Raw genomic sequence first — 26,687 nt, 5'->3', positions numbered from 1 at the left:
ATATATGACGAAAAAAAATGAAGGGATGATAGAAATTCTTTGAAAAACACTAGCTTTCTCCTTTAAAAACGAAAATATAAATGATAAAAAAAGTAAAATATTCCTCCTTTTCTAGTTTTCCTACAGGGAATGTACTGAAGATTTTCGCACCCGTCAAATGCGGACTTGCATTAATAAGACCATGATGCTGTTGACTAACAATATTGGCAAACAGCTATATATGTTGCCGATCGATATGTTTTACCTTGATTATAAATGTATTTTTTCAACAAATCGGAAATTTTTCAGATATTGATCTGGCAGTCGATGAGGGGAATGGCGGCGTCGTAAAGAATAAAAAAAGTACTACAAAAAAACGGCTGCCAGTTCAACACTGGCAGCCGCAGAGCTAGGAGTTAGTTTCTACTGACTAATGTCCAATAGGATTTTGTTGGTCTGAAGTCAGACCCGCTTTCCATACCGCAGGCAGTTTTTGCACCCAGCCGTTGTAGACATTCGGAACAGCCAGGACACCTTGACCGCCGAATCCTGGTAACTCGCTCATCCTGTCGTCCTTGGCCGTATGAGGAGTGTCGACCAGTGAGACATGACCGGCAATGGTTGCATCAGAAATATCGCCATCGTTATTTGGATCGATATCCACCACAGTCAGTCTATTACTGAATTTGGTGGTCACATAAGCATAGTAGCCTCCGCCTTGCTTCGCTCCAAAGTTAGCCCCATGACAACCCGGATCACAAGGCAGCGTTTTGACGACTTTCTCAGTAGCGGTGTCCACGATGACGATAGAACCACCCATCGTGGCAATAACAACTGCTTTGCCATCCGGCGAAACTGGCGATTGAATCGGCAATATACCAAGCTCGAACTCTCCATTTCCATTTTTATCGACCGGGCCAGTCATCGGATCGTATTCGTCGATAAGATTGATGGTATTCAGCAATTCTCCTGATTCGTTCAGTACGCTCAGGCTATGATGCAACAAGTTAGCCGCAAAGATTTTGCTGGAATCGGGCATCATGCCAATAGCGATCGGGTGCGCACCAGGAGCATTCACTGAAGTCGGTGTCCGGGCTTGAATGCCGCCTTGTGCACCATAAATACCGATGTCATGGGTATTGATGTTCGGCGTAACGATCTTGGAACCGTCAGAGCTGATCCAATGTCCATGCGGATTTGCCGAAATATGACCTTGTCCTTGCGTGGGCAGCATTTTACTTACCTTGGTTGTTCCGGCAGGAATGATATAAATTCCATTTTCGCCATTGATCGCAATCGTAATATCATCATTCGTCGGTAATGTCATGACGTGGGAAGGTGAATAGCCGACCTGGATATTTTTGATCAACTCACCAGTTTCACGCTCGATCATCGATAATTTGTTATCAAACCATTGGGTCTGATAAATCACTGATTGATCGCGGCTGGTCCACATGTTATGCGGATTATTGTTATTGATCTGTGGTAAGGCTACTTTACGTTTGACGGTCCAGTTGGTTGTATCCACGACGGTGGTCGTGCCCGGTTTATACTTGTGCGCGGTTTTTTCGAATTGCGTATTAGCCCACACTTCACCTACCCCTGGCGTTACGGGTGTACTACCGAAACTGAGCGTTTGATTAGTAACATTCAGTATGCTGAGCGGCGCGGCGATCCCACCTTCTGTCAGATTGGGATCACGCGGCGCACCGGAAATCTGCACCGGAATCGTCGGGAATCTGACATTCCATACACCCGATGAATAATCTTGCCAGTTTGGAGGCGCTGTTGTAATGAAAAACGTTTGCAATAATCGAATCGCCAGATCGCTGCTGGTGGGTAATCCTTTTATACCGGTGACCAGATCGATCTTGAAGTCTTGTTGCGGATTGCCCAAATCCAGTCCTGGCGTCGCGGGATCATCGACGATGACGGCGGCAAACATATACGGATGTACCTTACAGGTAAAGACATACAATCCCGGTGTATCGAGTTTGACAATGCCACCACCCCGGTATGCGCTGGATTGATCAAACGGCATATGATGCGCGCCGGTTGGCCACAGCAATGAACTGATCGTATGTGCGCCATTAGTATCCGACATGATGAAATTGACGCTGCTGCCCGGCGACATGACTTCCAACGATTTTGTCTTGATGTCGACGCCTTGCAGTGGCGAGCCGTTCGCAGCCGGGTCGCTAAGCTTGACGATCGCGTCGCCGCGAGCGCTTCGGAACCAGCTTGCAGGTTCATCGGATACTTCGAACGTCACTAGTCCAGGTTCATCTTTCGGTCCCAGCAAAATCCGGCCATAGGGAGACGCGCCGACGAGACTGGCGCCATCGCCACCCACGGGATCGACTTTGAAGCTGCCATGCATGCCGGCTTCCATATGTGCGATCAGATGGCAGTGATATTGCCAATCACCTGCACCGACCCCGGAACCTGCTTTGATCGTGAAAGAATGCGTATCAAATTCTTCTTTCAACAATTTGGTGTCGATGATTTCGCGCGTGCCGGTTTTCAGCCAGCGGTGTGCGTGTAAATGGAACGTATGCCCAGGCCCAACGGATAGGATATGAAAACGCACGATGTCGTTTTCAACTGCGCCAGGATTCGGATTAGCCCAGAGCGGTTTTTGGGTACCGTCGCTGGAAATCTCAGTGCCCCAGAACGTAGAACCGACCATGAACAGCACGAATTGTTTATCGAGCTGTGCTTGAGAAACAGGCACGATATTGCCGTTGGCTTCGATATAGCTATCAACTGGCCCAGCCGGCTTATCGACAATCACTGCGCCAAACAGGCCGAGCAATTCCTTACCGCCCATATCGCCATGATAAGCGTAAGCGCCTTCTTTATTGGCCTTGACAGTGAATTTCTTGGTTTTTCCCGGGTTGATCCTGCCAGCGTTTTGCGCGGACAGCCCTGGAATTTCAAATCCGACCTTGACTTCGGTGCTGTTGGTCAATGTGATGCTTAACGTGTCGCCTTTTTTCACAAACAAGGTGGGGCCGGGAATGACAGCTTCGTTTCCTCCCAATGCATAGGCTAATTGCCCATTCGGCAACGCTTTGGCGGTCAGTGCAATATTATGAACTGCAGCCCATGCTACCGATGATGCCAAAAATGCTACCACCACAACCATCCATTTTGCCCCCTGCAACATCGGGCGGTTAAATCTTGAAGGTGTACTCGTATTCATTGTATTGTCCTTATCATCTCGATATTGATCTTCTCGCTTACTGAACATTGAATTTACCCCTCATGCCCAGCAGTCGATTAGAAAGATTCTTATCCTCATACTGTGAGCTATGTTCAGCTTTGACGCTGAATACGTGCTTTTCGAGCGGACCGATGGCGGCCTGATTGATAAGGTTGTGAGTACCCGGATCAAACCAATGATATCCATCCAGTTTGAAGGTGTGGATATCGGTTCCCAATGCGATCAGATGAAACCTGACACGGGTATCTTCTCTAGCAGATAGTGTTGGATTGGGACCGTGTTTGGATTGTTTTTTATTCGCGCCGTTGATTTCCATTCCCCAGAATGCGTCATCCCCGAGGTACAGCACATATTCCTTGGCGTACTGAGGCGCACCGATCGGGTTGACGATGATGGCGCCAAAAAGGCCTTTATGCTCGGCGCCGTTGTGCGTTTCGAAATTATGGTCGTGGTATGCCCAGGTTCCAGCAGTTCCGGGCGCCACATTCCATTTGTATTCGTAAACGACATAAGTTTCTTCCAGTCCGGCGCCAGCGCCTTCATCGAAAAGCTTGTTGATGACTTTGAGCGTACCGTCGCTGAGAATGTCGTAATGAACGCCATGCACGTGAATACTGACTTGCTTGCTGATTCCGGGAACCGGAACATTATTGCCGGGAATGGCATTCAAAATTGAAATTTTGACGGTATCGCCTTCGGTCAACTCGATGGTTGGTCCAGGGATAGTTGCCTCGGTACTGTAACGATGTGTGACGTTAGTACCCCCAATCGTGTGACTCAGCATCTTGTACGCCAGTAACTTATTGCCGAAACCGTCGTCACGGGTTTCTTCAGCGGTCAACTGAATCACATGCTCTGCAGCCAAGCTGTTACCATTCAGGAGTAACGACATCATTACGCCTAAGAAAAGTGCGAGTAACGGCTTGAACACAGCATGAGGGGTGGACTGCGCAGCGTAAGAACTCTCGAAGAGTCCTGTGCCACTGCACAATGGATTAGATTGAAACGACATTTTTAACATCCCTCCTTAAAATGAAAAATATGTCTCGAATAATCGCGGTATTGATCAATCGATCGCTCCCATACTGGATCGAACTGATTACACACGACGCTCGAAAACTCACTTTATTCAAACAAATAGCAGCCGGGTTTGGCTGCTATTATTCAAATGTGAGAAGGGAATGGTATCAAAGCCGTTTGCGGCTAAATAGATGTCATTTGTCCTGAAAACGAAGTCATTTTTCGGAATTTTCAGAGTCAAATGTCCCGAACATGTAGGAAACCTTGAAGTAGTTATAATGCGGAGCTTTCAGGCAAAGTTCAACTTGTTTCTTGACCCCTATTTTTTTATAAACAATGGAGAGTTGATTGCGCACAGTTTTCTCAGTGATGAATAAATGTGTGCTGATTTCCTTTGCTGACAATCCCTTACACGCCAGATAAGCCACTTGCCGCTCGCTCTCGCTTAAACGAGGTTGCGGTAATTGATTGTTATGATTTGATTTTTCATGATCCTCCCCATCTCCGCCCTGTCCCCGCAACAGCACTTTGATGATCTGACGATCAAACCAGATCTGCCCGGCATGGATCGAGAAGATGGCCTTCAGCAATAGATCTGAAGAATGGTGCTTGTTAACGATGCCCACCGCGCCTGAACGGAATGTCTGCAAGCAGATCTCTTTATCGGTATTCGGAGAAAAAGCTAATACCTTACAGCGAGGGTGCATATTCAACAACTTGGAAATGTAATCCGCACAATTCCCATTGGTCAATTGCAGATCCAAAAGAACCACGTCCGGTTTATGCTGCAACACCAAATCCAGCATTTCTTCGATGCAGTGAGTTTCCGCGATCAGATGTATGGAGCCGTGATCCTGTAATAATGAGCGCAGACCCATCCTCATCAGCTCAAAACTTTCCGCAACCAGTAGGCGAATGATATGTTGAGACTCCCCAGCCATGCCGTTAGGATTAATTAAAAATCAATATAGCCGCAGTTGCAAGGTCTACAGCAATCTCTGGTATGACTACAAAAATGGATACGCTAGAGATTTATAAGACACATGAACAGAAAAAATAAAATATCTCATTGATTATAATGAAATCTTATTAATTTACTGAATAATAATTTTACCAAACCCTCTTGAATAACTATAGGAGTCATTTGTCCCTAAAATATTAAAATTTTTTTGCTACTCAACGGTAAAATATCCCGATCTTGTAGGAATAATAGAAATACTTAGGTAGTAATAATTGAATAAATAACCGACCATTTTCCTAATTAAAAAATCAATTCTATAAATAATTGGTTATAAAATATTACCTTATATGAATTATTGCGTAGGAACAACTGAAATTCTCATTAGAATATCGCAATGTATTTCGATTCGATGATGAGAAGAAATGGTGAACGAAAAATGCGTGCTCTATTGCTCCAGTTTTTTCTTAAGAATGGCATGAACTTGTGCAGGATTTGCTTTACCCTGCGTTGCTTTCATGATTTGACCAACGAGAGAATTAAACGCTTTTTCTTTACCGTTGCGATAATCGGCTACTTGTTGAGGATTGGCTTGCAATACTTGATCGATGATTTTGTCGATGGCGCCATCATCTGAAATCTGTTTCAAGCCTTTTGCTGCGATGATGGCGTCAACGTCTTTATTGAGTTCTCCGTGCCACAGGCTTTCAAACACCGCTTTCGCAGCCTTGCCCGAAATGGTGCCATCACTGATCCGTGTCAATAGAGCCGCTAAACTATCAGGTTGTATGGGGCAAGCAGGAATTTCGATGCCTTCTTTGTTCAATTGCGCCATGACATCGCCCATGATCCAATTGGCGCATAATTTTGCTTGCGTTGGTAACACTCTGACGGTGGCTTCAAAATAATCCGCTATTTCTCTGGAGCTGGTTAACACGGCTGCATCGTAAGCCGTCAAGGATAACTCGGAAACATACCGGTCTTCTCGAACCTGCGGCAACTCTGGCAGAGAAGATGCGATGTGACCAATCCAATCCGGTGAAATCTCCAACGGCAACAAATCAGGATCCGGGAAATAACGGTAATCGTTGGCGTCTTCCTTGGTGCGCATCGTGCGGGTTTCATCCTTGTTGGCATCGTACAGGCGGGTTTCTTGTCGTATCGCGCCGCCGTCTTCAAGTATGTCGATTTGCCGTCGCGCTTCGTAGTCGATGGCTTTTTCGAGGAAACGGAACGAGTTGAGATTCTTGATTTCGCATCGTGTCCCAAATTTCTCCTGTCCTCGCGGGCGTACCGAGACATTCGCATCACAGCGGAACGAACCTTCCTGCATATTGCCATCGCAAATACCGATCCATCGCACCAGCGAATGCAGGGTTTTGGCATACGCAACCGCTTCGGCGCTGCTGCGCAGATCCGGCTCGGAAACAATTTCCAGCAATGGTGTACCGGCACGATTCAAATCGATGCCGCTCATGCCATGAAAATCCTCATGCAATGATTTACCGGCATCTTCTTCCAAATGCGCGCGCGTCAAGCGGATGGTTTTTTCAATTCCATCTACTTCAATCTTGATGCTGCCTCCCTGTACCACTGGCAATTCATATTGGCTGATTTGATACCCCTTCGGCAGATCCGGATAGAAATAATTCTTGCGCGCGAAAATTGACGGCGAGTTGATTTTTGCACCTACCGACAAACCAAATTTAATCGCTCGCTCAACCGCGCCTTTATTGAGTACCGGCAGAACGCCCGGCAACGCCAGGTCAATCACGCACGCTTGAGTATTCGGCGCCGCACCATAGGCTGTCGACGCACCTGAGAAAATTTTCGATTGGGTTGAAAGTTGAGTATGTACTTCAAGACCGATGACGATTTCCCATTGCATGATTGATTTCCGACTCGATGAAGAAAATTGAATGAATTGATTGATGGAATTACAAAGGCGATTGCTGATGCCAATCAGTAGTTTGCTGATATTGATGCGCTACGTTGAGCATCTGGGCTTCCCGAAAATAATTGCCGATGATATGCAATCCTACCGGCCGATGTTGATCTCCAAAACCAACCGGAATCGACATCGCCGGTAGTCCCGTCAAGTTGGCTGCACTGGTGTAGATATCCGACAGATACATTTGGATGGGATCACCGCTTTTCTCACCCACATTAAAAGCCACTGTCGGCGTGGTTGGGCCCATGATGATGTCACACTGCTTGTAGGCGTCGGTGAAGTCTTGAGCGATCAAACGGCGCAGTTTCTGCGCCTTGATATAATAAGCATCATAATAGCCATGCGACAAGACGTAAGTGCCGATCAAAATGCGCCGTTTCACTTCCGGTCCAAAGCCTTGCGCACGCGTCTTGCGATACATGTCGCCCAGATCACCATAGGATTCGGCGCGATAGCCATATCGCACGCCATCAAATCGGGATAAATTACTGGAAGCTTCGGCGGGTGCAAGCACATAATAAACCGGAATCGATAGTGGTGTATTCGGCAATGTCACTTCAACCGTTTGCGCACCCAATTTGCGATATTCATTGAGCGCGTTTTCGATAGCCATTTCGACATCCTTACTCATACCTTCTGCGAAGTATTCTTTCGGCAGGCCAATGCGCAAACCGTTCAGCGGTTTCTGCAGATCCCGCGTGTAATCTTCAATATCTCGCTGCAAACTGGTTGAGTCGCGCGGATCGAACCCCACCATGACATTCAGCAAAAGCGCGAGGTCTTCCGCTGATTTCGCCATGGGCCCGCCCTGATCCAAACTGGATGCGAAAGCAATCATGCCATAGCGCGACACCAGCCCATAAGTCGGTTTGATGCCGGAAATTCCGCACAAGGCCGCCGGTTGTCGAATCGAGCCGCCAGTATCCGTGCCGGTGGCTGCCGGAGCCAGTCGCGCTGCTACCGCACAGGCTGCACCCCCTGAGCTTCCGCCTGGAACTGCCAATCGATCCCAGGGATTGCGGACAACGCCATAATAGGAAGTTTCATTGCTGGATCCCATGGCAAACTCATCCATATTGGTTTTGCCAAGATTGACCGAACCCGTTTGATTGAAACGTTCAATAACCCCTGCATCATAAGGAGATACAAAATTCGACAGCATTTTGGAACCGCAGGTCGTCAACCAGCCTTTCGCGCAAAAGATGTCTTTCTGAGCAATCGGAATCCCGGTCAAAGCATTGGCCTTGCCTGATGCAAGCAGTTTATCGGCTGCTTGCGCTTGCGCTAGGCTCATTTCTTCATTCACGGTAATGAAGGCGTTGTACTCGGGATTCAGTTGTTGAATGCGCTTCAGGAATTCCGTAGTCAATTCGGTACTGGAGATTTTCTTACCGGCAAGTTGAGTCGAAAGCTGTTCAAGACTGGCATTAAATAAGGTATTCATCAATGGAAATAATCGATTACAGATAATATGGTCGCGCAAATCGCAAGCTGAGGGTTACTGACTGTGCACGGCAAGACGATTGTCCGGGATTCCAACAACGCATCAAATCATTCGATGACCTTGGGAACAAGATACAGGCCAGCTTCAACCTGAGGTGCAATGGCTTGGCATGCGTCACGTTGATCAGTTTCGGTAATTTCATCGTCGCGCAACCGCTGGGTTACGCTCTGAGCATGAGACATGGGTTCTACTGATGATGTATCAATCGCTTGCATGGTTTCGATGAGATCAAAAATACCTGTCAATTGAGTCAAAGTCGCTTCGGCCTCATCATTATCGATTTCGATATAAGCAAGATCAGCAATGCGTTTTACATCAGTTACAGTCAGGGTCATGTTAAATTGGCAACCTTATATTCGAAGAAGTATTAGGGTATCATGCCCCAAGTTTCACCGGCGTATTATTTTTTTACGGGCTTTTTGATAATTGCTCTCGTCATAAATCATAATCACTCATAACGGATTTTGCCACCATGTTTAATTTCTTGAACAACAATATTCTCGGAAACTATTTTTCAACAGATATGGCAATTGACTTGGGCACAGCGAATACGCTGATTTACGTCCATGACCACGGTATCGTTCTGGACGAACCCTCGGTAGTGGCCATCCGCGAAGAAAGCGGAGCCAATGGAAAAAAAATGATTCAACAAGTTGGTCTTGCGGCAAAACAAATGTTAGGGCGTACACCCGGCAATATCACAGCGATTCGTCCGATGAAGGATGGCGTTATCGCAGATTTCACAGTCACCGAGCAAATGCTCAAAATGTTTATCCGCAAAGTCAATCCGCCGCGCTTATTTTCGGCCAATCCCCGCATTGTGATCTGTGTGCCTTATGGATCGACGCAAGTGGAGCGGCGGGCTATCCGTGAAGCAGCCTATGGCGCCGGTGCCCGCAAGGTTGAACTGATCGAGGAGCCGATGGCGGCAGCGCTTGGCGCCGATTTGCCGGTTGAATCACCCACAGGTTCGATGGTGGTTGATATCGGTGGCGGCACTACCGAAGTAGGTGTGGTTTCTTTGGGTGGCATCGTGTATTCCAATTCGGTACGGGTGGGCGGGGACAAATTCGACGAGGCCATCATTCATTACATACGCCGCAATTATGGCATGCTGATCGGCGAAGTGACCGCTGAAATCATCAAGAAGGAAATCGGCTCGGCTTTTCCAGGCTCCGAAGTTCGCGAAATCGAAGTCAAAGGCCGCAACTTGGCAGAAGGAATTCCACGTAGCTTTACGATTTCCAGCAATGAAATCCTGGAAGCACTGACCGAGCCATTGAATAACATCGTTAGCGCGGTCAAAACCGCTCTTGAACATACCCCGCCGGAACTCGGAGCCGATATTGCCGAAAAAGGCATGGTCATGACCGGTGGCGGAGCTTTATTACGCGATGTGGATCGTTTATTGATGGAAGAAACCGGCTTGTCCGTCATCGTGGCAGACGATCCCTTGACCTGCGTAGTTCGCGGTGCCGGTATCGCATTGGAAAATATGGACCGAACGATAGGGATTTTTGCGCGCGACTAATTCAAATGCATTGAAGCACGACATGGGTTGCCGAGTGCAATGAAAACAGCCCCTCAGTTTTTCAGACATGGACCAGGGCCGTTCGCGCGGCTGTTCGTATTCATATTGCTGTCGTGCCTGCTGATTGCCGAGGATCTGCGGTTCAGATATTTTCCTGAATTACGGCAAACCATCGGCATCGTGATCTTTCCATTGCAAAAGGTTGCCTATCTTCCCACTAATATCTATGATCAGATTGAAGAGCTTTTTGCCAGCCTGTACTTGCTTGAGGAAAACATAAAACTCAGGCAGCAATATCTGGAGGATCGAGAACAACTACTGACATTGCATACCTTACAAACTGAAAATGAGCATCTGCGTCAGCTGCTGGGCGCCGTGCAGTATATTGAAACCAACACCGAGGCCAAAGCAGTTCTGGCTGATATTTTGTATACCCCGCGGGATCCCTTCAATCACAAGATCACTCTGAACAAAGGGCATTACCACGGCGTCCAGCTTGGTCAGCCTGTCATCGATGATAAAGGCATCATCGGGCAGATCACGCAATTGTATCCATGGTCGGCGGAAGTAACGCTGCTGATAGACAAGAATCATTCTGTGCCTGTTCAGGTGTTGCGTAATAGCCTGCGTTCGGTGGTCACTGGAACGGGCAAGAAAGATGAATTGGAATTGCGCTATCTATCGGTCAGTACTGACATTCAGCAAGGCGATATGTTGGTGACATCGGGAATCGGCGGTGTATATCCAACCGGTATTCCGGTCGCTATAGTACAAAGAATAGAACGGGATCCGGTCGATGACTTTGTTCAAATCATCAGCAAACCGATTGCCGGGGTGGATCGAAACCGGCAAGTCCTGGTGTTATCGCTCGTCCAGCCATCACCGAGCAACTCTATCGAGATGCCTGAAATTGAATCGCAAAAAAACTGAAACCAAAAAACTGGATCCTGGAGAATATTTCAAACAGGATATTTATATAGCGCCCAGCGGCCGGTATATCACCTTCAGCTTGATCATTGCGCTGATACTCAATTTCTTGCCTTTCCCGCAGCATGTCTTGCTCTTTCGCCCGGATTTCGTGGCACTGACACTCATGTATTGGAGCGTCAATCATCCGCATAAAATCGGCATGAGCGTAGCATTCGTGATGGGTTTGCTGATGGATGTCGGCAATACCGGTATACTTGGACAGCATGCCCTGGCGTATTGTGTTGTCATCTATTTGACGCTGGTGCTGGGTCGGCGGTTACGCATATTCAATCTATTTCAGCAAGCGCCTCAAATTAGCCTGGTATTACTGGTGATGCAAATCGTCATCGTTCTGATTGCAGTGTTGGGTGGCTCGCGTTTGCCCGGTTGGTCATATTTCTCTGCTACCGCAACGGCCACGCTGTTATGGGTTCCGCTATCCGCGTTATTGAACGCGCCACTGAAGCAGAAATCAGATCCCAATGCGCTATGAAACATAGAGTGGAACTACGAAATCATCCGATCGAACTGCATAAATTCCGCATCCGTCTGGCCGTATCTGCTGCATTTGTCGTAGTGCTGTTAGCGATTCTATATGTGCGCTTCTATTATTTACAGATTACTCGCGAGGAGCACTACCACACTCTGGCGGAAGCCAACCGTATTTCCATACTTCCGCTGGTCCCCAATCGGGGATTGATTTATGATCGTAACGGCAGAGTGTTGGCACAGAACTATTCCGCTTATGCATTAGAAATAGTACCCAGTAAAGTTGCCGACATCGAGGACACGCTCGATGAATTGGCGACCATCATTGAAATCACGGCCGTCGATCGCCAGCGCTTCAGAAAATTGATGAAGGAAAGCAAGCGCTTTAAAAGTTTACCCATCCGGAATCGCCTCACCGATGTCGAAATTGCAAGTTTCGCAGCCAACCGCTACCGATTCCCTGGCGTGGAAATCAAGGCACGGGTTTTTCGCCAATATCCGGAAAAAGAAATCATTTCCCATGTCGTCGGCTATATCAGCCGCATCAATGACCGGGATCTCGAACAGCTGGAATTGAACGGCGATCTCACTAACTATCGCGGTTCTCATCACATCGGAAAGATTGGCATCGAACAGAGCTATGAACGGGAGTTGCATGGCATCACCGGTTTCGAGGAAGTCGAGACCGATGCGGCAGGACGCTCGATTCGCGTTCTTTCACGCACTCGGCCTACTTCCGGCAATAATTTGATTTTGTCATTGGATCTGGGTTTGCAGGAAGCTGCAGAAAAAGCTTTCGGCGAACGCCGAGGCGCGCTCGTCGCGCTGAATCCCAACAATGGCGAAGTACTGGCCTTTTTGAGCAAGCCCGGTTATGACAATAATCTGTTCATCGGCGGCATCGACCAGGAAAACTGGAATCTACTGAATAATTCAATCGATAGACCTCTTAATAACCGAGCGCTGCGCGGCATCTATCCCCCGGGCTCAACATTCAAACCCTTCATGGCATTGGCTGCGCTGGAGCTCGGAAAACGGAGTCCCGAATATAGCATGAGCGATCCGGGTTATTTCTCACTCCCCGGTGTCAATCGCCGTTATCGCGACTGGAAACCCGGCGGACATGGGCGGGTCAATCTCCATAAGTCACTGGTAGTTTCATGCGATACTTACTATTACAGCCTAGCCAATGATCTCGGAATAGACAATATACATAACTTCATCAGTCAGTTCGGACTGGGAAAAAGAACCGGTATCGACATCGAAGGTGAGGTTTCAGGATTGTTACCATCGGCAAGCTGGAAAATGAAGCAATACAAGCAAAAATGGTATGCCGGCGATACTATTTCAGTTGCGATCGGCCAGGGCTATAACCTCACCACACCCCTGCAGCTGGCTTTCGCCACCATGATGATCGCGAATAATGGCAAAGCCTACCTTCCACGGCTAGTCAAGCAAATACAAAATAGTCAGACCGGGCATATTGAGGATGTTCCGGCGGAATTGCTGTATACGCTCAATCTGAAACCTTCGCATCTGGAAATTGTAAAAAATGCGCTGGTTGATGTTACCCGGCCGGGCGGTACTGCTGCAAAAGCGGGTGCCAATGCAGCTTATACCTTTGCGGGTAAAACCGGCACATCGCAAGTGATCGGAATCAAGCAAGGAGAGCGCTACAATGAGAAGTCGATCAATGAGCGCCATCGCGATCATGCGATGTTCATCGCTTATGCACCGGCTGAAAATCCACAGATTGCCTTGGCGATATTGGTCGAAAACACCGGCACTGGCGGATCGACGGCAGCGCCGATAGCACGTCAGGTATTCGATTATTTTTTATTGGGCAAGCAGCCTGAATCGACCGTAGCTCAAGTGACCGAAGTCCTTGAAGATCATGCGCATGAGCATCTCTAGCGAAGCTCGGATAAAAGCAGTGCGCACTGGTCAGGCGGAAGAAAATGGATGAAAAAGCACAGCTTATCTGTCATAGAATGCGCACTTTGAGCTTAATTCCCAACATTGCAACGAGACGATGTGGTTTTCAAGTTGTTTCGATGGGTTGCCACATTCACAAAATAACATCAAATAAGCCTGTATTTTCAAATGATTGAATTAAGAAAAATTTGGTATTATTTTTCCCGTTATATCGACGGCTTCCTTCTAGTCGGCATACTCACATTGATGATCATTGGTTTGATTGTCCTCTACAGCGCATCGGGTGCCAATGTGAGCAAGGTGAGCCATCAAATGATTAACATGGCGGTCGCTCTGGTGATCATGTGGATGGTCGCTAATATTCCGCTGCAGCAGATCAAACGTCTTGCAGTACCGATGTACGTGCTCGGCTTTGCGTTATTGGTAGGCGTTGCATTCTTTGGAGAAATCAATAATGGTGCCAGGCGCTGGCTCAATATCGGCATTACCAGAATTCAGCCCTCCGAATTGATGAAAATCGCTATTCCGCTCATGATGGCCTGGTATTTCGATAAACATGAAATTACGCTACGCCTCCGGGATTATCTGGGCGCGACGATGCTACTGATGTTTCCCGTTTTTCTGATCTTGAAGCAACCCGACCTGGGAACGGCGCTATTGATTGCCGCCAGCGGTTTTTATGTGCTTTTTCTGGCAGGCTTGTCGTGGCGCATCATCGTTGGATTGAGCATTACCGCCATCGGCAGTTTTCCAGTGCTATGGGCCATGATGCATGATTATCAGCGCCAGCGCATCATGACATTATTGGATCCTTCGCAAGATCCATTGGGTGCGGGTTATCATACCATCCAATCATCGATTGCAATCGGCTCCGGTGGAATTATCGGAAAGGGCTGGCAAAACGGCACTCAGACGCAATTGGATTTCTTACCAGAACAGAGCACCGATTTTATTTTTGCTGTTTTCTCGGAGGAATTTGGATTGATCGGCAATACGTTACTGCTGCTGGCCTATCTTGTCGTGATCGGGCGTTGCTTTGTCATCACTGCGAATGCGTCGACTCAGTTTACTCGCTTGATTGCCGGTTCCATAACCCTGACATTTTTTACCTATATTTTTGTGAACATGGGAATGGTTAGTGGTATTCTTCCGGTTGTGGGCGTTCCGCTGCCGTTGATCAGCTATGGTGGAACCTCCATGGTAACCATGTTGCTCGGTTTTGGTATTTTAATGAGTATTCAAACCCATCCTAAACTCATCAAAACATGACAATGACACCTAAATCCTTTGCTTTCTCCGTCCCAAAAATCATTTTGATACTGATCGCTGCATCATTAGCCGCCTGTAGCAGCATTTCGCAGCACGGCAGCCGATCGAAGCAGTCTTATTCATCTGCAACTTCATCAGGCACGCATTCACAGACAGGCTTGATGGCACGAAAAGGCGGTGGTTATTATTTAGATGATGGTCCCGGCGATAACCCTCCTGCTGATTTACACTTGATTCCAGATGCTGTGCCAAAAGCTGAACAGTTGCGCTCAGCCAATATGCAACCCTACGTTGCTTTGGGAAGATCATATAAACCCATGACTAAGCTTTATTCCTATAAGGAACGTGGCATTGCTTCCTGGTATGGCCGCCGCTACCACGGTAATCCTACAGCATCGGGTGAAGTCTATGATATGTACGGAATGACTGCCGCGCATCCTACGCTACCACTGCCTAGCTATGCCCGGGTCACCAATTTAGAAAATGGCAAATCGATCGTTGTTCGTCTTAACGACCGCGGCCCTTTTCTTTCCGACCGCGTAATCGATCTTTCCTACACGGCAGCTTACAAATTAGGAATCTTAGCGGGTGGTAGTGGCCATGTCGAAGTGGAAAGTATCCTGCCTGGAGATGCGCCAGCGCATCAGTCAGTCAATGCTCAAGTCGTTAATACTCGACTACCAGCACCTTCAATTGCGGAAACTGTCCATAAGCGCGATGCCAATGCAGTATATCTACAATTGGGAGCATTTGGTTCGCCAGATAATGCACATAACTTTCTGACCCATGTCCGAAAGAAAATTCCGTGGCTCAATAAAGAAATCAATATCACCAAAAATAACGGCCTGTATAAGATTCATGCCGGCCCGTACCCTGATCAAATGTTGGCAAAACAAGATGCGAACGCAATCACTCAGCATCTGTCGGTGACACCAGTGATTGTTATCGATTGATTATAGAAAATTAGAATCAGAACGAGTAACGCCGATGAAAAATGTGTAGCTTGGGTGTAAAGCGAGCATACTCAGTAATTCCCACAGCCTTCCAAAAAAAATCCCTATTGCAAACAATAGGGATTAAAGGGCCTCGTCATAAATCTTCATCAACACCAGAAAATTGAAATAATCTCTCTTCTTCAGTCAAGTATTCAGTGAGCTTGCCTGGTGACTTCAAACATTGAAGGATGGCAGCGATCTAATGTTCACTATACGCTCACTGATCAGGTTCAAAGGTCAAAACAGAGAGGGAATATACCTCTATATTTAAGTTATGAGAGTGGTTTCTCCCACAGGTACGCTGTACAAGCGACAAGCCATCCGGCATGCTCATGCATTCGATGACCGTCTCGGTTAATGGGGTGTCTGAGCTGGATATAGTGCTATACTCACCATTGCTTTAAGAGGCTCTCAAGCTAGGATCGAGCAACGATCTAGCAAGACGAAATCGGGGTTCAGCACCCGCGATTTATGAATGCTCGGCCTAATGACTGATTTAAACGCACACTATGACCCAGTACAGCACTTTCTCAAGTGGCCTCAACCGCGGACCAGGAATCGAGGCTGTGCAATAGCGCTCGAAACGAGAGTTTTTTGATGAACAAAATACAGTCATTTTTTCGATTACCGTTAGGGATATTTCCGACTCACGACTTTAAAAAATGTTATCAACCCTTGCCATAACATCCATTAATCATGTGTTACGAAGCGAACACTGGGCTTGCAAGCGCCTGCAATCCTTCAGTGGACAGACAGCTTGCATTCAGATATTGCCTTGGATTCATGTAAAAGTACTGATTAATTCCCGGGGAGAGATTCAGAATATAGACGATAGCATCGATACTGATGTAACGATCATATTACCGTCACCCATGCATCCTGATCGAGTGACACGCGAATTATCGTTTGGAGAGGCCATCCACGTCATTGGCAATCAATCATTGGCTGACGAGCTGATCGCGATCAGCAAGCAGTTTAACATCAGCAGAACTGTCGAACATGATTTGAGCAAGGTGGTCGGAGATATTCCGGCACATCGTCTTACCCGTGCGGGAAAAAACTTTCTGCAGTGGCACACTGAAAATTTTGATGCTTTATCGCAAGCCTTGGCTGAATATTTGACGGAAGAAAATCAGGTGCTGGCAAAAACCGACGCGATCAATCAGCTTATTCGGGATATTCAGAATCTTCAGCACCACGTGGAAGCCTTTGATCACCGCGTGAATTGCTTGGCTGAATCCATGAATGCCCTGTCTGAGAATCCTACAGGTTAAAAGGTATATGCTTATTTTGTTCCATTGCCGCACTACACCTAACAAAACTAAAAATACATGCGCCTATTTCGCCTTATCAAAATACAATACGTTGCCTTCCAATTCGGGCTAGACGAATTTGCACTCAGTCATAGCCGGCTGAGATTTCTCCGGGTTTTCGTACGGACACTCACGTTTTGGCGCAAACTTGATAAACCGCGTGGCGAGCGCTTGCGACTGGCGTTGGAAGCTCTAGGTCCTATTTTTGTGAAATTTGGCCAAATGTTATCCACCCGGCGTGATTTGCTGCCGCAGGATATTGCCGATGAATTAGCCAAATTGCAAGATCAAGTTCCGCCTTTTTCATCGGAACTTGCACTAGGAATTTTGGAAAAGGTCTATGAACGCAAAATCCATGAAGTATTCTTTAAATTTGATCTGACCCCTGAAGCCAGTGCATCGGTTGCGCAAGTTCACTTCGCCGTGTTGCACGATGGCACTGAAGTAGCAGTCAAAATTTTACGCCCGAATCTAGCCCCGATTATCATGCACGATATTGCCCTGCTGGATACGGGTGCTTGGCTCGCTGAAGCTGTGTGGTCAGATGGGAAGCGACTAAAACTACGTCAAGTCGTTTCAGAATTTGCTCGGCATCTCGATGACGAACTGGATTTGATGCGCGAAGCTGCCAATTGCAGCCAATTGCGCCGCAATTTTCTCGACTCTCCGTTGCTGCTAGTGCCAGAGGTTTATTGGGATTATTGTCATAGCAATGTCATGGTCATGGAGCGCGTCAAAGGCATTCCCATCAGTCACGTCGAAACGCTGAAAGAACAAGGCATAGATATTCCTCAGTTGGCTCGGGTTGGCGTAGAGATATTCTTTACCCAAGTATTCCGCGATGGTTACTTTCATGCCGATATGCACCCCGGCAATATCTTCGTCGGTCAGGACGGTCGTTATATTGCAGTCGATTTTGGCATTATGGGAACCTTAAGTGATGAAGATAAGAATTATCTTGCTCAGAATTTTTTGGCATTCTTTCGCCGCGACTATGGTCGCGTTGCGCAAGCACACGTTGAGGCCGGATGGGCTCCAAAGAATACTCGTGTCGATGATTTTGAAGCCGCGATTCGAGCCGTTTGCGAGCCGATCTTCGATAAACCGTTGAAGGAAATATCTTTCGGGCGTGTTCTTTTACAACTCTTTCAAGCTTCGCGGCAATTCAACGTTGAAATTCAACCCCAATTGGTTCTGCTGCAAAAAACATTGCTCAATATCGAGGGGCTGGGGCGCGATCTTGATCCCAATCTCGACTTATGGAAAACCGCCAAGCCATTTCTGGAAAATTGGATGTCCGAGCAAATCGGCTTGCGTGGATTTGCGAGTCGAGTGCAAAAAGAAGCCCCGAACTGGGCTATCATTTTTCCCGAATTCCCCCGTTTGATACATCAGGTCTTAGCTGAGAAGCGCAATCATGAATTGGAAAAGCTGATGGCTATACTGGTGATTGAGGAGAAACGTCAAAATAGATTATTGATCCTGATCGTAATTTTATTGACAGGATTGCTTATCTGGCAGGTATTACAGTAATTTAATGAATAAATCACCATCTATTTTTAAGATTGTCTTATGAGCTATTACCACTATCATGTTTTTTTCTGTACTAATCAGCGGGAGAACGGTGCCAAGTGTTGCAATAATTTTGGTGCTCAGGAATTACGCGACTACGCGAAAGAGCGCATTAAATCCCTGAAACAGAGCGGTAAGAATAAAATTCGCATCAACAACGCCGGTTGTCTTGACCGTTGCAATGAGGGACCCGTCATTGTCATCTACCCTGACGAAACCTGGTATACCTATCTCGACAAGGACGACATCGATGAAATCATCGATGAGCATCTCATCAAAGGAAATATCGTTGAGCGTCTCAAGATATGATCGAGAATAACCTCAACCTGTTGCGAAAGTAAGGACACTAGTGCCTGACCGGATTCAAAAACTGTTTATTCCCGGCCCTGCAGGAAAGCTCGAGGTCGTTCTTGGGCAACCCACCACTGCGCCGCGAGGAATTGCAATCATTGCACACCCCCACCCATTGCATGGCGGCACGATGGAAAACAAAGTGGTTCAGACGATGTTCTCGACATTGCTAGCACTCGATTTTACCGCCGCTAAATTCAATTTCCGCGGAGTCGGACTCAGCGAAGGACAATATGATCACGGAGTTGGAGAAGCCGACGATGCAATTGCCGTAGCAAAATCCATCTATCAGCACTGGAATCTGGAAGGTACTCGGTTACCGTTATTGCTGGCAGGATTTTCCTTTGGCGGCGCAATTCAGCTGCAGGTAGCTCATACATTGAACCCCAACTATCTTATTTTGGTAGCGCCGTCAGTTGCCAACTTCCAAGCTCCAACCGTTCCGGAAACCACCGAACATGCATTGATCATCCAAGGAGATAAGGATGACATCGTATTGCCAGAAACTATCCTGGATTGGGCAACACCTACATCGCAGCCGATTATTTTTATACCAGGCGCCGAACATTTTTTTCATGGCAAGCTAATGATACTCAAGGCCATCATTACACAAGCTTTTCGAAAAACTTAGAAAACTCGGAGAACCTACTTATTTCATGATGTTTTATTGAAATCCAGGCCGAAACACTTATTTGCAATGAATTGCATTTTCTTTAGATTTCGCCTTGCTTGATGGCCGCTCGCCATTTTCTCCAAAATTTCTTCAGTGCCCTTCCCTTTCTATTCAACCAGGCGATGCTGAATAGCATACCGTACCAATTGCGCGTTATTCTTCATATTCATTTTTTCTAGAATACGTGACCGGTAGGTGCTTACTGTCTTGACGCTGAGCGATAATTTATTCGCGATTGCGGTGAGCGATTCACCGGCGACGATAAGCTTGAATACATGAAGCTCTCGATCCGAAAACGTGGTGTGTGTGAGCGCGCCAGAATCCAAGACGGGATTGAACAAGAGCTTTTCCGCAAGCTCAGGATTTACATATTTACCTCCTTTGGCAAGACGGCGGATCACATTGATCAATTGATCGGTTGGACTATCCTTGGTCAAATAACCGGAAGCCCCTGAACGAATGGCCCGGATGGCATATTCTTCTTCGGGATACATGCTGAGTACGAGAATACGTGAGGCTGCATTGGCAGACAAAATTCGCTTCAGAATATCCAACCCATTGATATCAGGTAAGTTGATATCCAATAATGCAATATCCCATTCAAATTCTCTGGATTTCTTGAGAATGTCTTTCCCGTCCACTGCTTCTGCAACTACATGGATATCTTCAGTTTCGCTGAAAATCCTGCGTAATCCATCCCGGAATAAAGCATGATCATCTGCAATCATCACGTTAATCATTCGACTGATTCCTCAATTAATTCTATTTCAGTTAAAGGTATCCTGAGCGTTACATGACTTCCTTCCCTTGGAGAACCATGAATTTCCAATTTTCCACCCAGTTGCTGCATTCGCTCGTTCATCCCGATGATACCAAATGACCCAGGATTGAGCATTTGAGATTCTGTGATGCCTACTCCATTGTCTTTAATGATAATAGCAAGACTATCATTCTCTTCAAGAAGTTCAACATCAACCTTGGTGGCATTCGAATGCCGCGTGATATTGATGAACGCTTCTTGGATGATCCTAAAAATACTGGTTTCGTGGTGCTTATCGAAAAATGAAAAATTCGGAACCATGGATTCGAGTGAGCATTTGATATTCGTACGTTGCTCGAATTCACGTATCAACCATTCGATGGCACCATAGAGTCCAAGATGGTCCAGTACGTTTGGCCGCAAATTTACCGAAACCCTGCGCGCAGTTTCAATGGCTTCTCCGGTGAGCCTATACAGCGAGGTAATTCGCTCATGCATCGGTTCAGCGCTTATTTTCTTGGATAACCAATCGAGGTCCATTTTCAGAACGGTCAATGTTCCTCCCAACACATCATGAATCTCACGGCCGATGCGGGTTCTCTCTTCTTCTCTGATATCTTGCAGATGAGTTGTCAGATGACGCAGATTTTCAATCAATCGCTTACGTTCAGTGATATCTTCAATCATGCAGACATAACAGGTCTCCATGTCACCCACCATCTCAAACAGTACAATGGACATTTCAATCCAGATAATTGATTCGTCCGGGCGCAATATTCTTTTGATGATCTTGGAATCGTGAAGTTGTTGATCGACAATTCGCCGCATGTCATCGCGATAAGAAGACAAATCATCCTGATGAATGATATCCGGTTGAGTAAGACTCAATAGCTCATCAACGTTTCTGCCGACGATCGCAGCAAACTTGGGGTTTACATTGTAATATTTACCGGTCTGCAGGTTGATCAGGGCAATGCCTAGCGGTGCCTTTTCAAAAATCGTTTGAAATTGCCTCTGAACCTTTCGACTGCTTTCTTCAATACGCTTTCTTTCGATTGAATAACGGATAACACGCGCCAAAACGCCCTCTGTCAAACTGCCTTTGACCAGATAATCCTGCGCTCCTGCACTGATCGTTTTTATGGCTAGCTTTTCATCATCGCGGAAAGATAGCACTGCGATCGGAATACTCGGCGCTTTTTCCCGTAATCGCGTGATGGTGGAAATTCCGTCGCTGTCAGGCAGTGTCAGATCAGACAGAATCAAATCAAATGAATGCTGTCGAATAAGCTCAAATGCAGTACCTAAACGCTCTGCATGAACAATGCTGATCTGATCACCCATCGCCAATTGCAAATCATTTTGCACCAGTATTGCATCCGTTTCATTATCTTCGATCAGCAAAATATGGATTTTAGATATTGTCATGACGGATTAAGGCTCATATAAAATCGAGGCAGCAAACCAAAAATCATTGATCGATTTGGCTGTTTGAATACATTCATCAAAATCGACCGATTTCTTGATATAGCCATTTGCATGACTATTATAGGCAGCTTTGACATCCTCTTTTACGATCGAGGATGTATATACAAGGGTAGGAATATATTTGAACTCAGGATCAGCTTTTACTGCCATTAAAACCTCTAAGCCATTTTTTCGAGGCATGTTCAAATCCAGCAGAATGATATCCGGTCGAGGCGCTGTGAGATACTGACCCTGGCGTTTCAAAAAATCCATCGCATATACGCCATCTTCAGCTACATAGATTTCATGATCTCTATCTTCACAGAAAGTGAACGCTTCCTTCATCAATAATACATCCGTTGGATTATCATCAATCATTAGTATCACATGGGGACGGGTAGTTTTTTTAGAATGCATAAGAATCAATTGGATTTAGGAATCGTGAAATAAATCGTAGAACCTACGCTTGGCTTTGACTTAATCCATATTTTGCCACCATGACGTTCTACGACTTTCTTGCAGATAGCCAGACCAATGCCAGTTCCCACATATTCCCTACGACTATGTAATCGCTGAAAAACCCGGAAGATTCGTTCAAGATATTGCTCTTCTATGCCAATTCCATTATCCGACACTGAAAAAATCCATTCATTTAAATTTTGTTCGACACCGATATGTATCTTGGGTGGCAGCTCTCGTTGAAATTTAAGAGCATTATTGATTAAGTTGGTGAACAGTTGAATAAACTGAAACGGAATGCCTTTCACTACAGGAAGCTTATCGTAGGTAATGATCGCTTTGCATTCCCCTATGATCACTGATAGGTCTGTCAATACATTACGTAATAATTTTTCGCAATCAACTGACTCCAACGCTTGATGTGCATTCACTTGAGCGTATGTCAACAAGTCATCAATCAGCAGTTGCATACGATGAGTACCTGCTACTGCATGAGAAATCAATTCATTGGCGCGATCGTCCAATTTTTCATTGCAGTATTTTTTCAACAACTGGACAAAACTATTAATCGCCCGGAGCGGTTCTTGCAAATCATGTGTAACCACATAGGCGAATTGCTCAAGTTCATCATTAGAACGAGCCAGTTCCTTCATCTGCATCTCCATTTTTTCTTCGAGTTGCTTATAGGCCGTCACATCTGTCCATATTGAAATGTAATGCAGAGGAGTTTCATGTTGAACGGGAATTATAGGAACTATCGTTGCATCGATCCAGAAAAATGTGCCATCTTTGGTTCTGTTCTTGAGTTCTCCTTTCCAAACATGACCTTTTGCCAAGGTATTCCATACATTACCCATGAATTCAGAGGTATGAAAGCCGGAGTTGATGATACGATGATCTTGGCCAATCAGTTCATTTTCTGAGTATTGGGATGTAATGCAGAACTGTTGATTAATATAATTAATTTTTCCTTGATTATCCGTTATCGCCAAACTGGCATGACGATTGATAGCACTTTCAATGATCTGAAGCTCTCGCAGCTTTTCAACTTGTTGACTGATCTGATTCTTATGTTCCAACCAGAGACCAAGATCATTAGCTAGATTCCGTAATAATGGGAAATCCTCCTCCTCGGACCAGTCAATCTCGTCAATATTTTCATAAAAAAAACATAGTTGCCCGCATTTTTTCCCATTCATAAAAATGGGAGCCGAAAATTTATGTACTAAAGCCTGTGTGAATCGGTCAGATTTAAAACAGGTATCGTGGATCTCAAGAAATGGAAAAAGACTATTGCTCTGATTCCAGGCTAAACTCAGATTCTTAACAATATAAGCCCCTAATTCGTCGAGGGTCTGATTTAACGTTATTGCACGAGAAATTTCATATAAGTAAATGAATTTATTTAATTTATGATCATCCTCGATAGTCTTCATAGCTGACAATATTCTTATTCAGTCATTCGTTCGAAATTAACTGTAGTGCTGCAACAATATTCATCAACTGTTCCACAGATCCCGCTCTACGGATTCTGTTTCTTATTTTAAATCATTGATAAAGCGATTATTGTAATCATTGCATTGTGTAGTTTACACAAGACATCAATAGTAACTAGGTAGAAAATCAAAGGATATAGGAATTTTCTGACTATTCTCTTCTTTACTGAGTTAATCAAGATCAGTTATTTCTGACCGATTCAAATCAACATCATGATTATAATAAATAAAACTGCACATAAAAAAATAATGAAATACTTTAAAGATTAAAGGGATCAAATTCTTAAAGGTTTAAAATTCACGCTTTTATAAGGCTCAGAAAATTAAATACATTATCAATACCTCATCACATCGTTATTCTGAAATATGAGCTGATGAGATACAGAATTATTAATATAATTCATTGTTTATTAATATTAATATTGATTTTCTAAATTTATATACCAACACATTTCATGTAGGATGTTTCTTACTAAAAAATACTTCATAATTTAACAGAAAATAAGAAGTTGCCGACACAATATATTGCCGCCGACTCCGTTAACTAAAATCACAACATCCAATGAGTTTTCGAGAGGAAAGAATATGCGAGTCAATCTACCGGTTACTAACATCGAATATCTTCTTGATGAAGAGAAATTATTATTATCCACTACCGATACCAAAGGCAGAATCACGTATGTGAATCAAGCTTTCATAGAAGTGAGCGGGTATTCGGAAGAAGAACTGATAGGAAAAGCGCATAACCTAGTCCGCCATCCGGATATGCCTCCGGAAGCGTTCGAAGATTTCTGGAACACGCTTAAGCAAGGGTCGCCATGGACAGGGTTGGTCAAAAATCGCCGAAAAAATGGCGATTTTTATTGGGTCAATGCGAATGCCACACCTTTAGTAGAAAATGGAAAAACAACAGGCTATTTATCCGTTCGCATCAAACCATCTCGAGAAATTATCGAACGGGTCAGTCCAATTTATCTGAAATTTTTAGAAGGAAATGCACGTAATTTAAAGATCGAAAAAGGTCAGGTTGTACGTACCGATTTCATCGGCAAAATGAAATCGTCGTTAGCTTTAACGATCGGTAAGCGCATCGGCTTATGCATGATGATCCCGACATTTTTGTTAGCGGCTATTGGCGGTCTCAGTTGGTGGAATCTTTCATTAACACAACCGTCGTCGTTGCTCAGCAATAGCATTATTGGAATGACTTTAGCCGGAATGGCGATGATGCTGTATTTTACCTATAGTCTGATGAAAAACATCTTATCTCCTTTGAAACAGGCTGTTAATCAAGCTAACACCTTATCTTCAGGTGATCTTACTTGCAAAATTGAAGTCAATCGTAACGATGAATTTGGGCTATTATTCAAATCCATTAATCAAATGAGCATCAATCTGAGAACTACCGTGCTTGATATACAAAGAAATGCTGCTTCGGTACGCCTTGCTTCCGGAGAAATCGCATCAGGTAATCTCGATTTATCTCAGCGCACGGAAGAACAGGCTTCTTCACTTGAAGAGACTGCTTCGAGTATGGAGGAACTCACTTCCACTGTCCGGCAAAATACTGATAATTCGATCAACGCTAATCAACTCGCCCAGACTACAAGCGATATCACATCGCGAGGCGGTAATATGATGAGAGAAGTTGTCACCACAATGTCTTCGATTACCGAAAGCTCAAGCAAGATTGCCGATATCATCAATGTAATCGATGGGATTGCTTTTCAAACCAATATCCTAGCTCTGAATGCAGCGGTTGAGGCAGCTCGTGCTGGTGAGCAAGGAAGAGGTTTTGCGGTAGTAGCGACCGAAGTTCGTAATCTTGCACAACGCAGCGCAACTGCGGCCAAAGAAATCAAGATATTGATCGATGATTCCGTGCAGAAAGTTGAAAAAGGCGCCACTTTAGTGGATGAGACCGGTAAGACCATGGATGAGATCGTGAATTCCATTAAGCATGTGACTGAAATAATGTCTGATATCACGGCAGCATCTCAAGAACAAAGCATGGGTATCGAACAGATGCATCAGGCCATCGCTCAAATGGACGATGTTACCCAACAAAATGCAGCCTTAGTAGAAGAAGCAGCGGCAGCGGCTGCATCTCTTGAGCAGCAAGCCAGTGAATTGTTAGGCGCAGTATCTATCTTCAATGTGATGCAGCATAGTTCGAATCAATCTTCTGCAGCGGTACAGCTCACGCGTAGCAAGCAACACCCAATCAGCTCCAAACATCTTTCAAGCACTACTCATAGCAAACTACCACAACGGGAAAAAATCGTTGTCAACAGCAAAAACCGATACTTGGAAAATTTTTAATGTGTAGTAATTCAGACGGCCTGTTGAAGAACTGAGTTAATAATAAAACAGGAGCTTCACTTTCGATCATCGGTAAAGATCAATGTGACATAATGGAATGGACGATAGAAGGATTATTCGCTGAAGCCAAACAGTTCCACGGACAAGGTGCGCCCGTTATCGCGGGGGTTATAGAAAGTGTCGATTCAAGCTCCAATAACCGCAATAGTCCAAAATATTAAGCAAATTATTAAACAATTACTTGATATTTATTGGCTCCTAAGAAGATACAGGTATGCTAGAAAAGAAATATTGGGCGTACAAAATTATCTGGACTACTTTAAGCACATGCCCAAACTTTTTCTATATAAGTCAGCCTTGGCATAAACAAGCTTTTCAACATACACATAAGGTATCAAGGTTGCCGGTTGGTCAAGACTTTAAAGAGATTGAATGGTGCCTAAATCAC

General features: G+C 45.4%; 21 protein-coding genes. 11 read left to right on the top strand and 10 right to left on the bottom strand.

Annotated elements, in window-relative coordinates:
* Nucleotides 1-409: 409 nt before the first annotated feature.
* The 6 genes from ABF87_RS03085 to gatC all read right to left on the bottom strand — a co-directional run bounded on the left by ABF87_RS03085 (nucleotide 410) and on the right by gatC (nucleotide 8,973).
* Entirely contained in the window at nucleotides 410-3,184 is a 2,775-nt protein-coding gene (locus ABF87_RS03085; RefSeq protein ID WP_240143497.1) for a multicopper oxidase domain-containing protein, read from the bottom strand.
* 37 nt (nucleotides 3,185-3,221) lie between these two features.
* The gene (locus tag ABF87_RS03080; RefSeq protein ID WP_160827670.1) at nucleotides 3,222-4,217 is read right to left on the bottom strand and encodes a multicopper oxidase domain-containing protein; all 996 of its coding nucleotides are present in this window, start codon (nucleotides 4,215-4,217) and stop codon (nucleotides 3,222-3,224) included.
* A 223-nt stretch (nucleotides 4,218-4,440) separates the two neighbouring features.
* On the bottom strand, nucleotides 4,441-5,166 hold the full coding sequence (locus ABF87_RS03075; RefSeq protein ID WP_160827669.1) for a response regulator transcription factor: 726 nt from the start codon (nucleotides 5,164-5,166) through the stop codon (nucleotides 4,441-4,443).
* Between the two features lie 465 nt (nucleotides 5,167-5,631).
* Nucleotides 5,632-7,071 (bottom strand): Asp-tRNA(Asn)/Glu-tRNA(Gln) amidotransferase subunit GatB, encoded by a 1,440-nt coding sequence (gene gatB / locus ABF87_RS03070; RefSeq protein WP_160827668.1) that lies wholly within the window; start codon nucleotides 7,069-7,071, stop codon nucleotides 5,632-5,634.
* Nucleotides 7,072-7,120: 49 nt separating this feature from the next.
* Nucleotides 7,121-8,578, bottom strand: coding sequence for an Asp-tRNA(Asn)/Glu-tRNA(Gln) amidotransferase subunit GatA (gene gatA, locus ABF87_RS03065; protein ID WP_160827667.1), 1,458 nt, complete (start codon nucleotides 8,576-8,578; stop codon nucleotides 7,121-7,123).
* A 107-nt stretch (nucleotides 8,579-8,685) separates the two neighbouring features.
* Nucleotides 8,686-8,973, bottom strand: coding sequence for an Asp-tRNA(Asn)/Glu-tRNA(Gln) amidotransferase subunit GatC (gatC, locus tag ABF87_RS03060; RefSeq protein ID WP_160827666.1), 288 nt, complete (start codon nucleotides 8,971-8,973; stop codon nucleotides 8,686-8,688).
* A gap of 137 nt (nucleotides 8,974-9,110) precedes the next feature.
* Here gatC and ABF87_RS03055 point away from each other — a divergent pair, with 137 nt between their 5' ends.
* The 10 genes from ABF87_RS03055 to ABF87_RS03010 all read left to right on the top strand — a co-directional run bounded on the left by ABF87_RS03055 (nucleotide 9,111) and on the right by ABF87_RS03010 (nucleotide 19,693).
* The gene (locus ABF87_RS03055; RefSeq protein WP_160827665.1) at nucleotides 9,111-10,169 is read left to right on the top strand and encodes a rod shape-determining protein; all 1,059 of its coding nucleotides are present in this window, start codon (nucleotides 9,111-9,113) and stop codon (nucleotides 10,167-10,169) included.
* Between the two features lie 39 nt (nucleotides 10,170-10,208).
* Complete coding sequence (mreC, locus tag ABF87_RS03050; RefSeq protein WP_160827664.1) at nucleotides 10,209-11,099, top strand: rod shape-determining protein MreC; 891 nt, start codon at nucleotides 10,209-10,211, stop codon at nucleotides 11,097-11,099.
* On the top strand, nucleotides 11,080-11,631 hold the full coding sequence (gene mreD / locus ABF87_RS03045) for a rod shape-determining protein MreD (RefSeq protein WP_160827663.1): 552 nt from the start codon (nucleotides 11,080-11,082) through the stop codon (nucleotides 11,629-11,631). The genes mreC and mreD overlap by 20 nt, the downstream gene beginning before the upstream one ends.
* The gene (mrdA, locus tag ABF87_RS03040) at nucleotides 11,628-13,541 is read left to right on the top strand and encodes a penicillin-binding protein 2 (RefSeq protein WP_160827662.1); all 1,914 of its coding nucleotides are present in this window, start codon (nucleotides 11,628-11,630) and stop codon (nucleotides 13,539-13,541) included. Before mreD ends, mrdA begins: the two co-directional genes overlap by 4 nt.
* 189 nt (nucleotides 13,542-13,730) lie before the next feature.
* Nucleotides 13,731-14,831, top strand: a complete 1,101-nt coding sequence (gene rodA, locus ABF87_RS03035; protein ID WP_160827661.1) for a rod shape-determining protein RodA — start codon at nucleotides 13,731-13,733, stop codon at nucleotides 14,829-14,831.
* Between the two features lie 2 nt (nucleotides 14,832-14,833).
* Nucleotides 14,834-15,784: a septal ring lytic transglycosylase RlpA family protein gene (locus tag ABF87_RS03030; protein ID WP_160827729.1), complete on the top strand. Its 951-nt coding sequence runs from the start codon at nucleotides 14,834-14,836 to the stop codon at nucleotides 15,782-15,784.
* Between the two features lie 704 nt (nucleotides 15,785-16,488).
* Complete coding sequence (locus ABF87_RS03025; RefSeq protein WP_160827660.1) at nucleotides 16,489-17,100, top strand: hypothetical protein; 612 nt, start codon at nucleotides 16,489-16,491, stop codon at nucleotides 17,098-17,100.
* A 57-nt stretch (nucleotides 17,101-17,157) separates the two neighbouring features.
* Complete coding sequence (ubiB, locus tag ABF87_RS03020) at nucleotides 17,158-18,672, top strand: ubiquinone biosynthesis regulatory protein kinase UbiB (RefSeq protein ID WP_160827659.1); 1,515 nt, start codon at nucleotides 17,158-17,160, stop codon at nucleotides 18,670-18,672.
* Nucleotides 18,673-18,711: 39 nt separating this feature from the next.
* Complete coding sequence (locus tag ABF87_RS03015) at nucleotides 18,712-19,020, top strand: (2Fe-2S) ferredoxin domain-containing protein (protein ID WP_160827658.1); 309 nt, start codon at nucleotides 18,712-18,714, stop codon at nucleotides 19,018-19,020.
* Between the two features lie 40 nt (nucleotides 19,021-19,060).
* Nucleotides 19,061-19,693 (top strand): alpha/beta hydrolase, encoded by a 633-nt coding sequence (locus tag ABF87_RS03010; RefSeq protein WP_160827657.1) that lies wholly within the window; start codon nucleotides 19,061-19,063, stop codon nucleotides 19,691-19,693.
* A gap of 149 nt (nucleotides 19,694-19,842) precedes the next feature.
* On the opposite strand, the gene ABF87_RS03005 is transcribed toward ABF87_RS03010, so the two are convergent.
* From ABF87_RS03005 to ABF87_RS02990, 4 genes are read right to left on the bottom strand one after another with little or no spacing between them, the layout of a single operon-like run.
* The gene (locus ABF87_RS03005) at nucleotides 19,843-20,475 is read right to left on the bottom strand and encodes a response regulator transcription factor (RefSeq protein ID WP_160827656.1); all 633 of its coding nucleotides are present in this window, start codon (nucleotides 20,473-20,475) and stop codon (nucleotides 19,843-19,845) included.
* Complete coding sequence (locus ABF87_RS03000; RefSeq protein WP_160827655.1) at nucleotides 20,472-21,923, bottom strand: response regulator; 1,452 nt, start codon at nucleotides 21,921-21,923, stop codon at nucleotides 20,472-20,474. Before ABF87_RS03000 ends, ABF87_RS03005 begins: the two co-directional genes overlap by 4 nt.
* 6 nt (nucleotides 21,924-21,929) lie before the next feature.
* Nucleotides 21,930-22,379: a response regulator gene (locus tag ABF87_RS02995; protein WP_160827654.1), complete on the bottom strand. Its 450-nt coding sequence runs from the start codon at nucleotides 22,377-22,379 to the stop codon at nucleotides 21,930-21,932.
* A gap of 5 nt (nucleotides 22,380-22,384) precedes the next feature.
* Nucleotides 22,385-23,857, bottom strand: coding sequence for an ATP-binding protein (locus ABF87_RS02990; RefSeq protein ID WP_160827653.1), 1,473 nt, complete (start codon nucleotides 23,855-23,857; stop codon nucleotides 22,385-22,387).
* Nucleotides 23,858-24,502: 645 nt separating this feature from the next.
* Here ABF87_RS02990 and ABF87_RS15225 point away from each other — a divergent pair.
* Nucleotides 24,503-26,239 carry a PAS domain-containing methyl-accepting chemotaxis protein gene (locus tag ABF87_RS15225; RefSeq protein WP_160827652.1) on the top strand — a complete coding sequence of 579 codons (1,737 nt, stop codon included), beginning with the start codon at nucleotides 24,503-24,505 and terminating at the stop codon, nucleotides 26,237-26,239.
* Nucleotides 26,240-26,687 lie beyond the last annotated feature (448 nt).

The sequence above is a fragment of the Nitrosomonas sp. JL21 genome, from assembly GCF_009833095.1.
GTDB lineage: Bacteria > Pseudomonadota > Gammaproteobacteria > Burkholderiales > Nitrosomonadaceae > Nitrosomonas.
The sequence above is the reverse complement of the archived record's forward strand: the minus strand, read 5'-3'. Positions and strand labels throughout refer to the sequence as shown.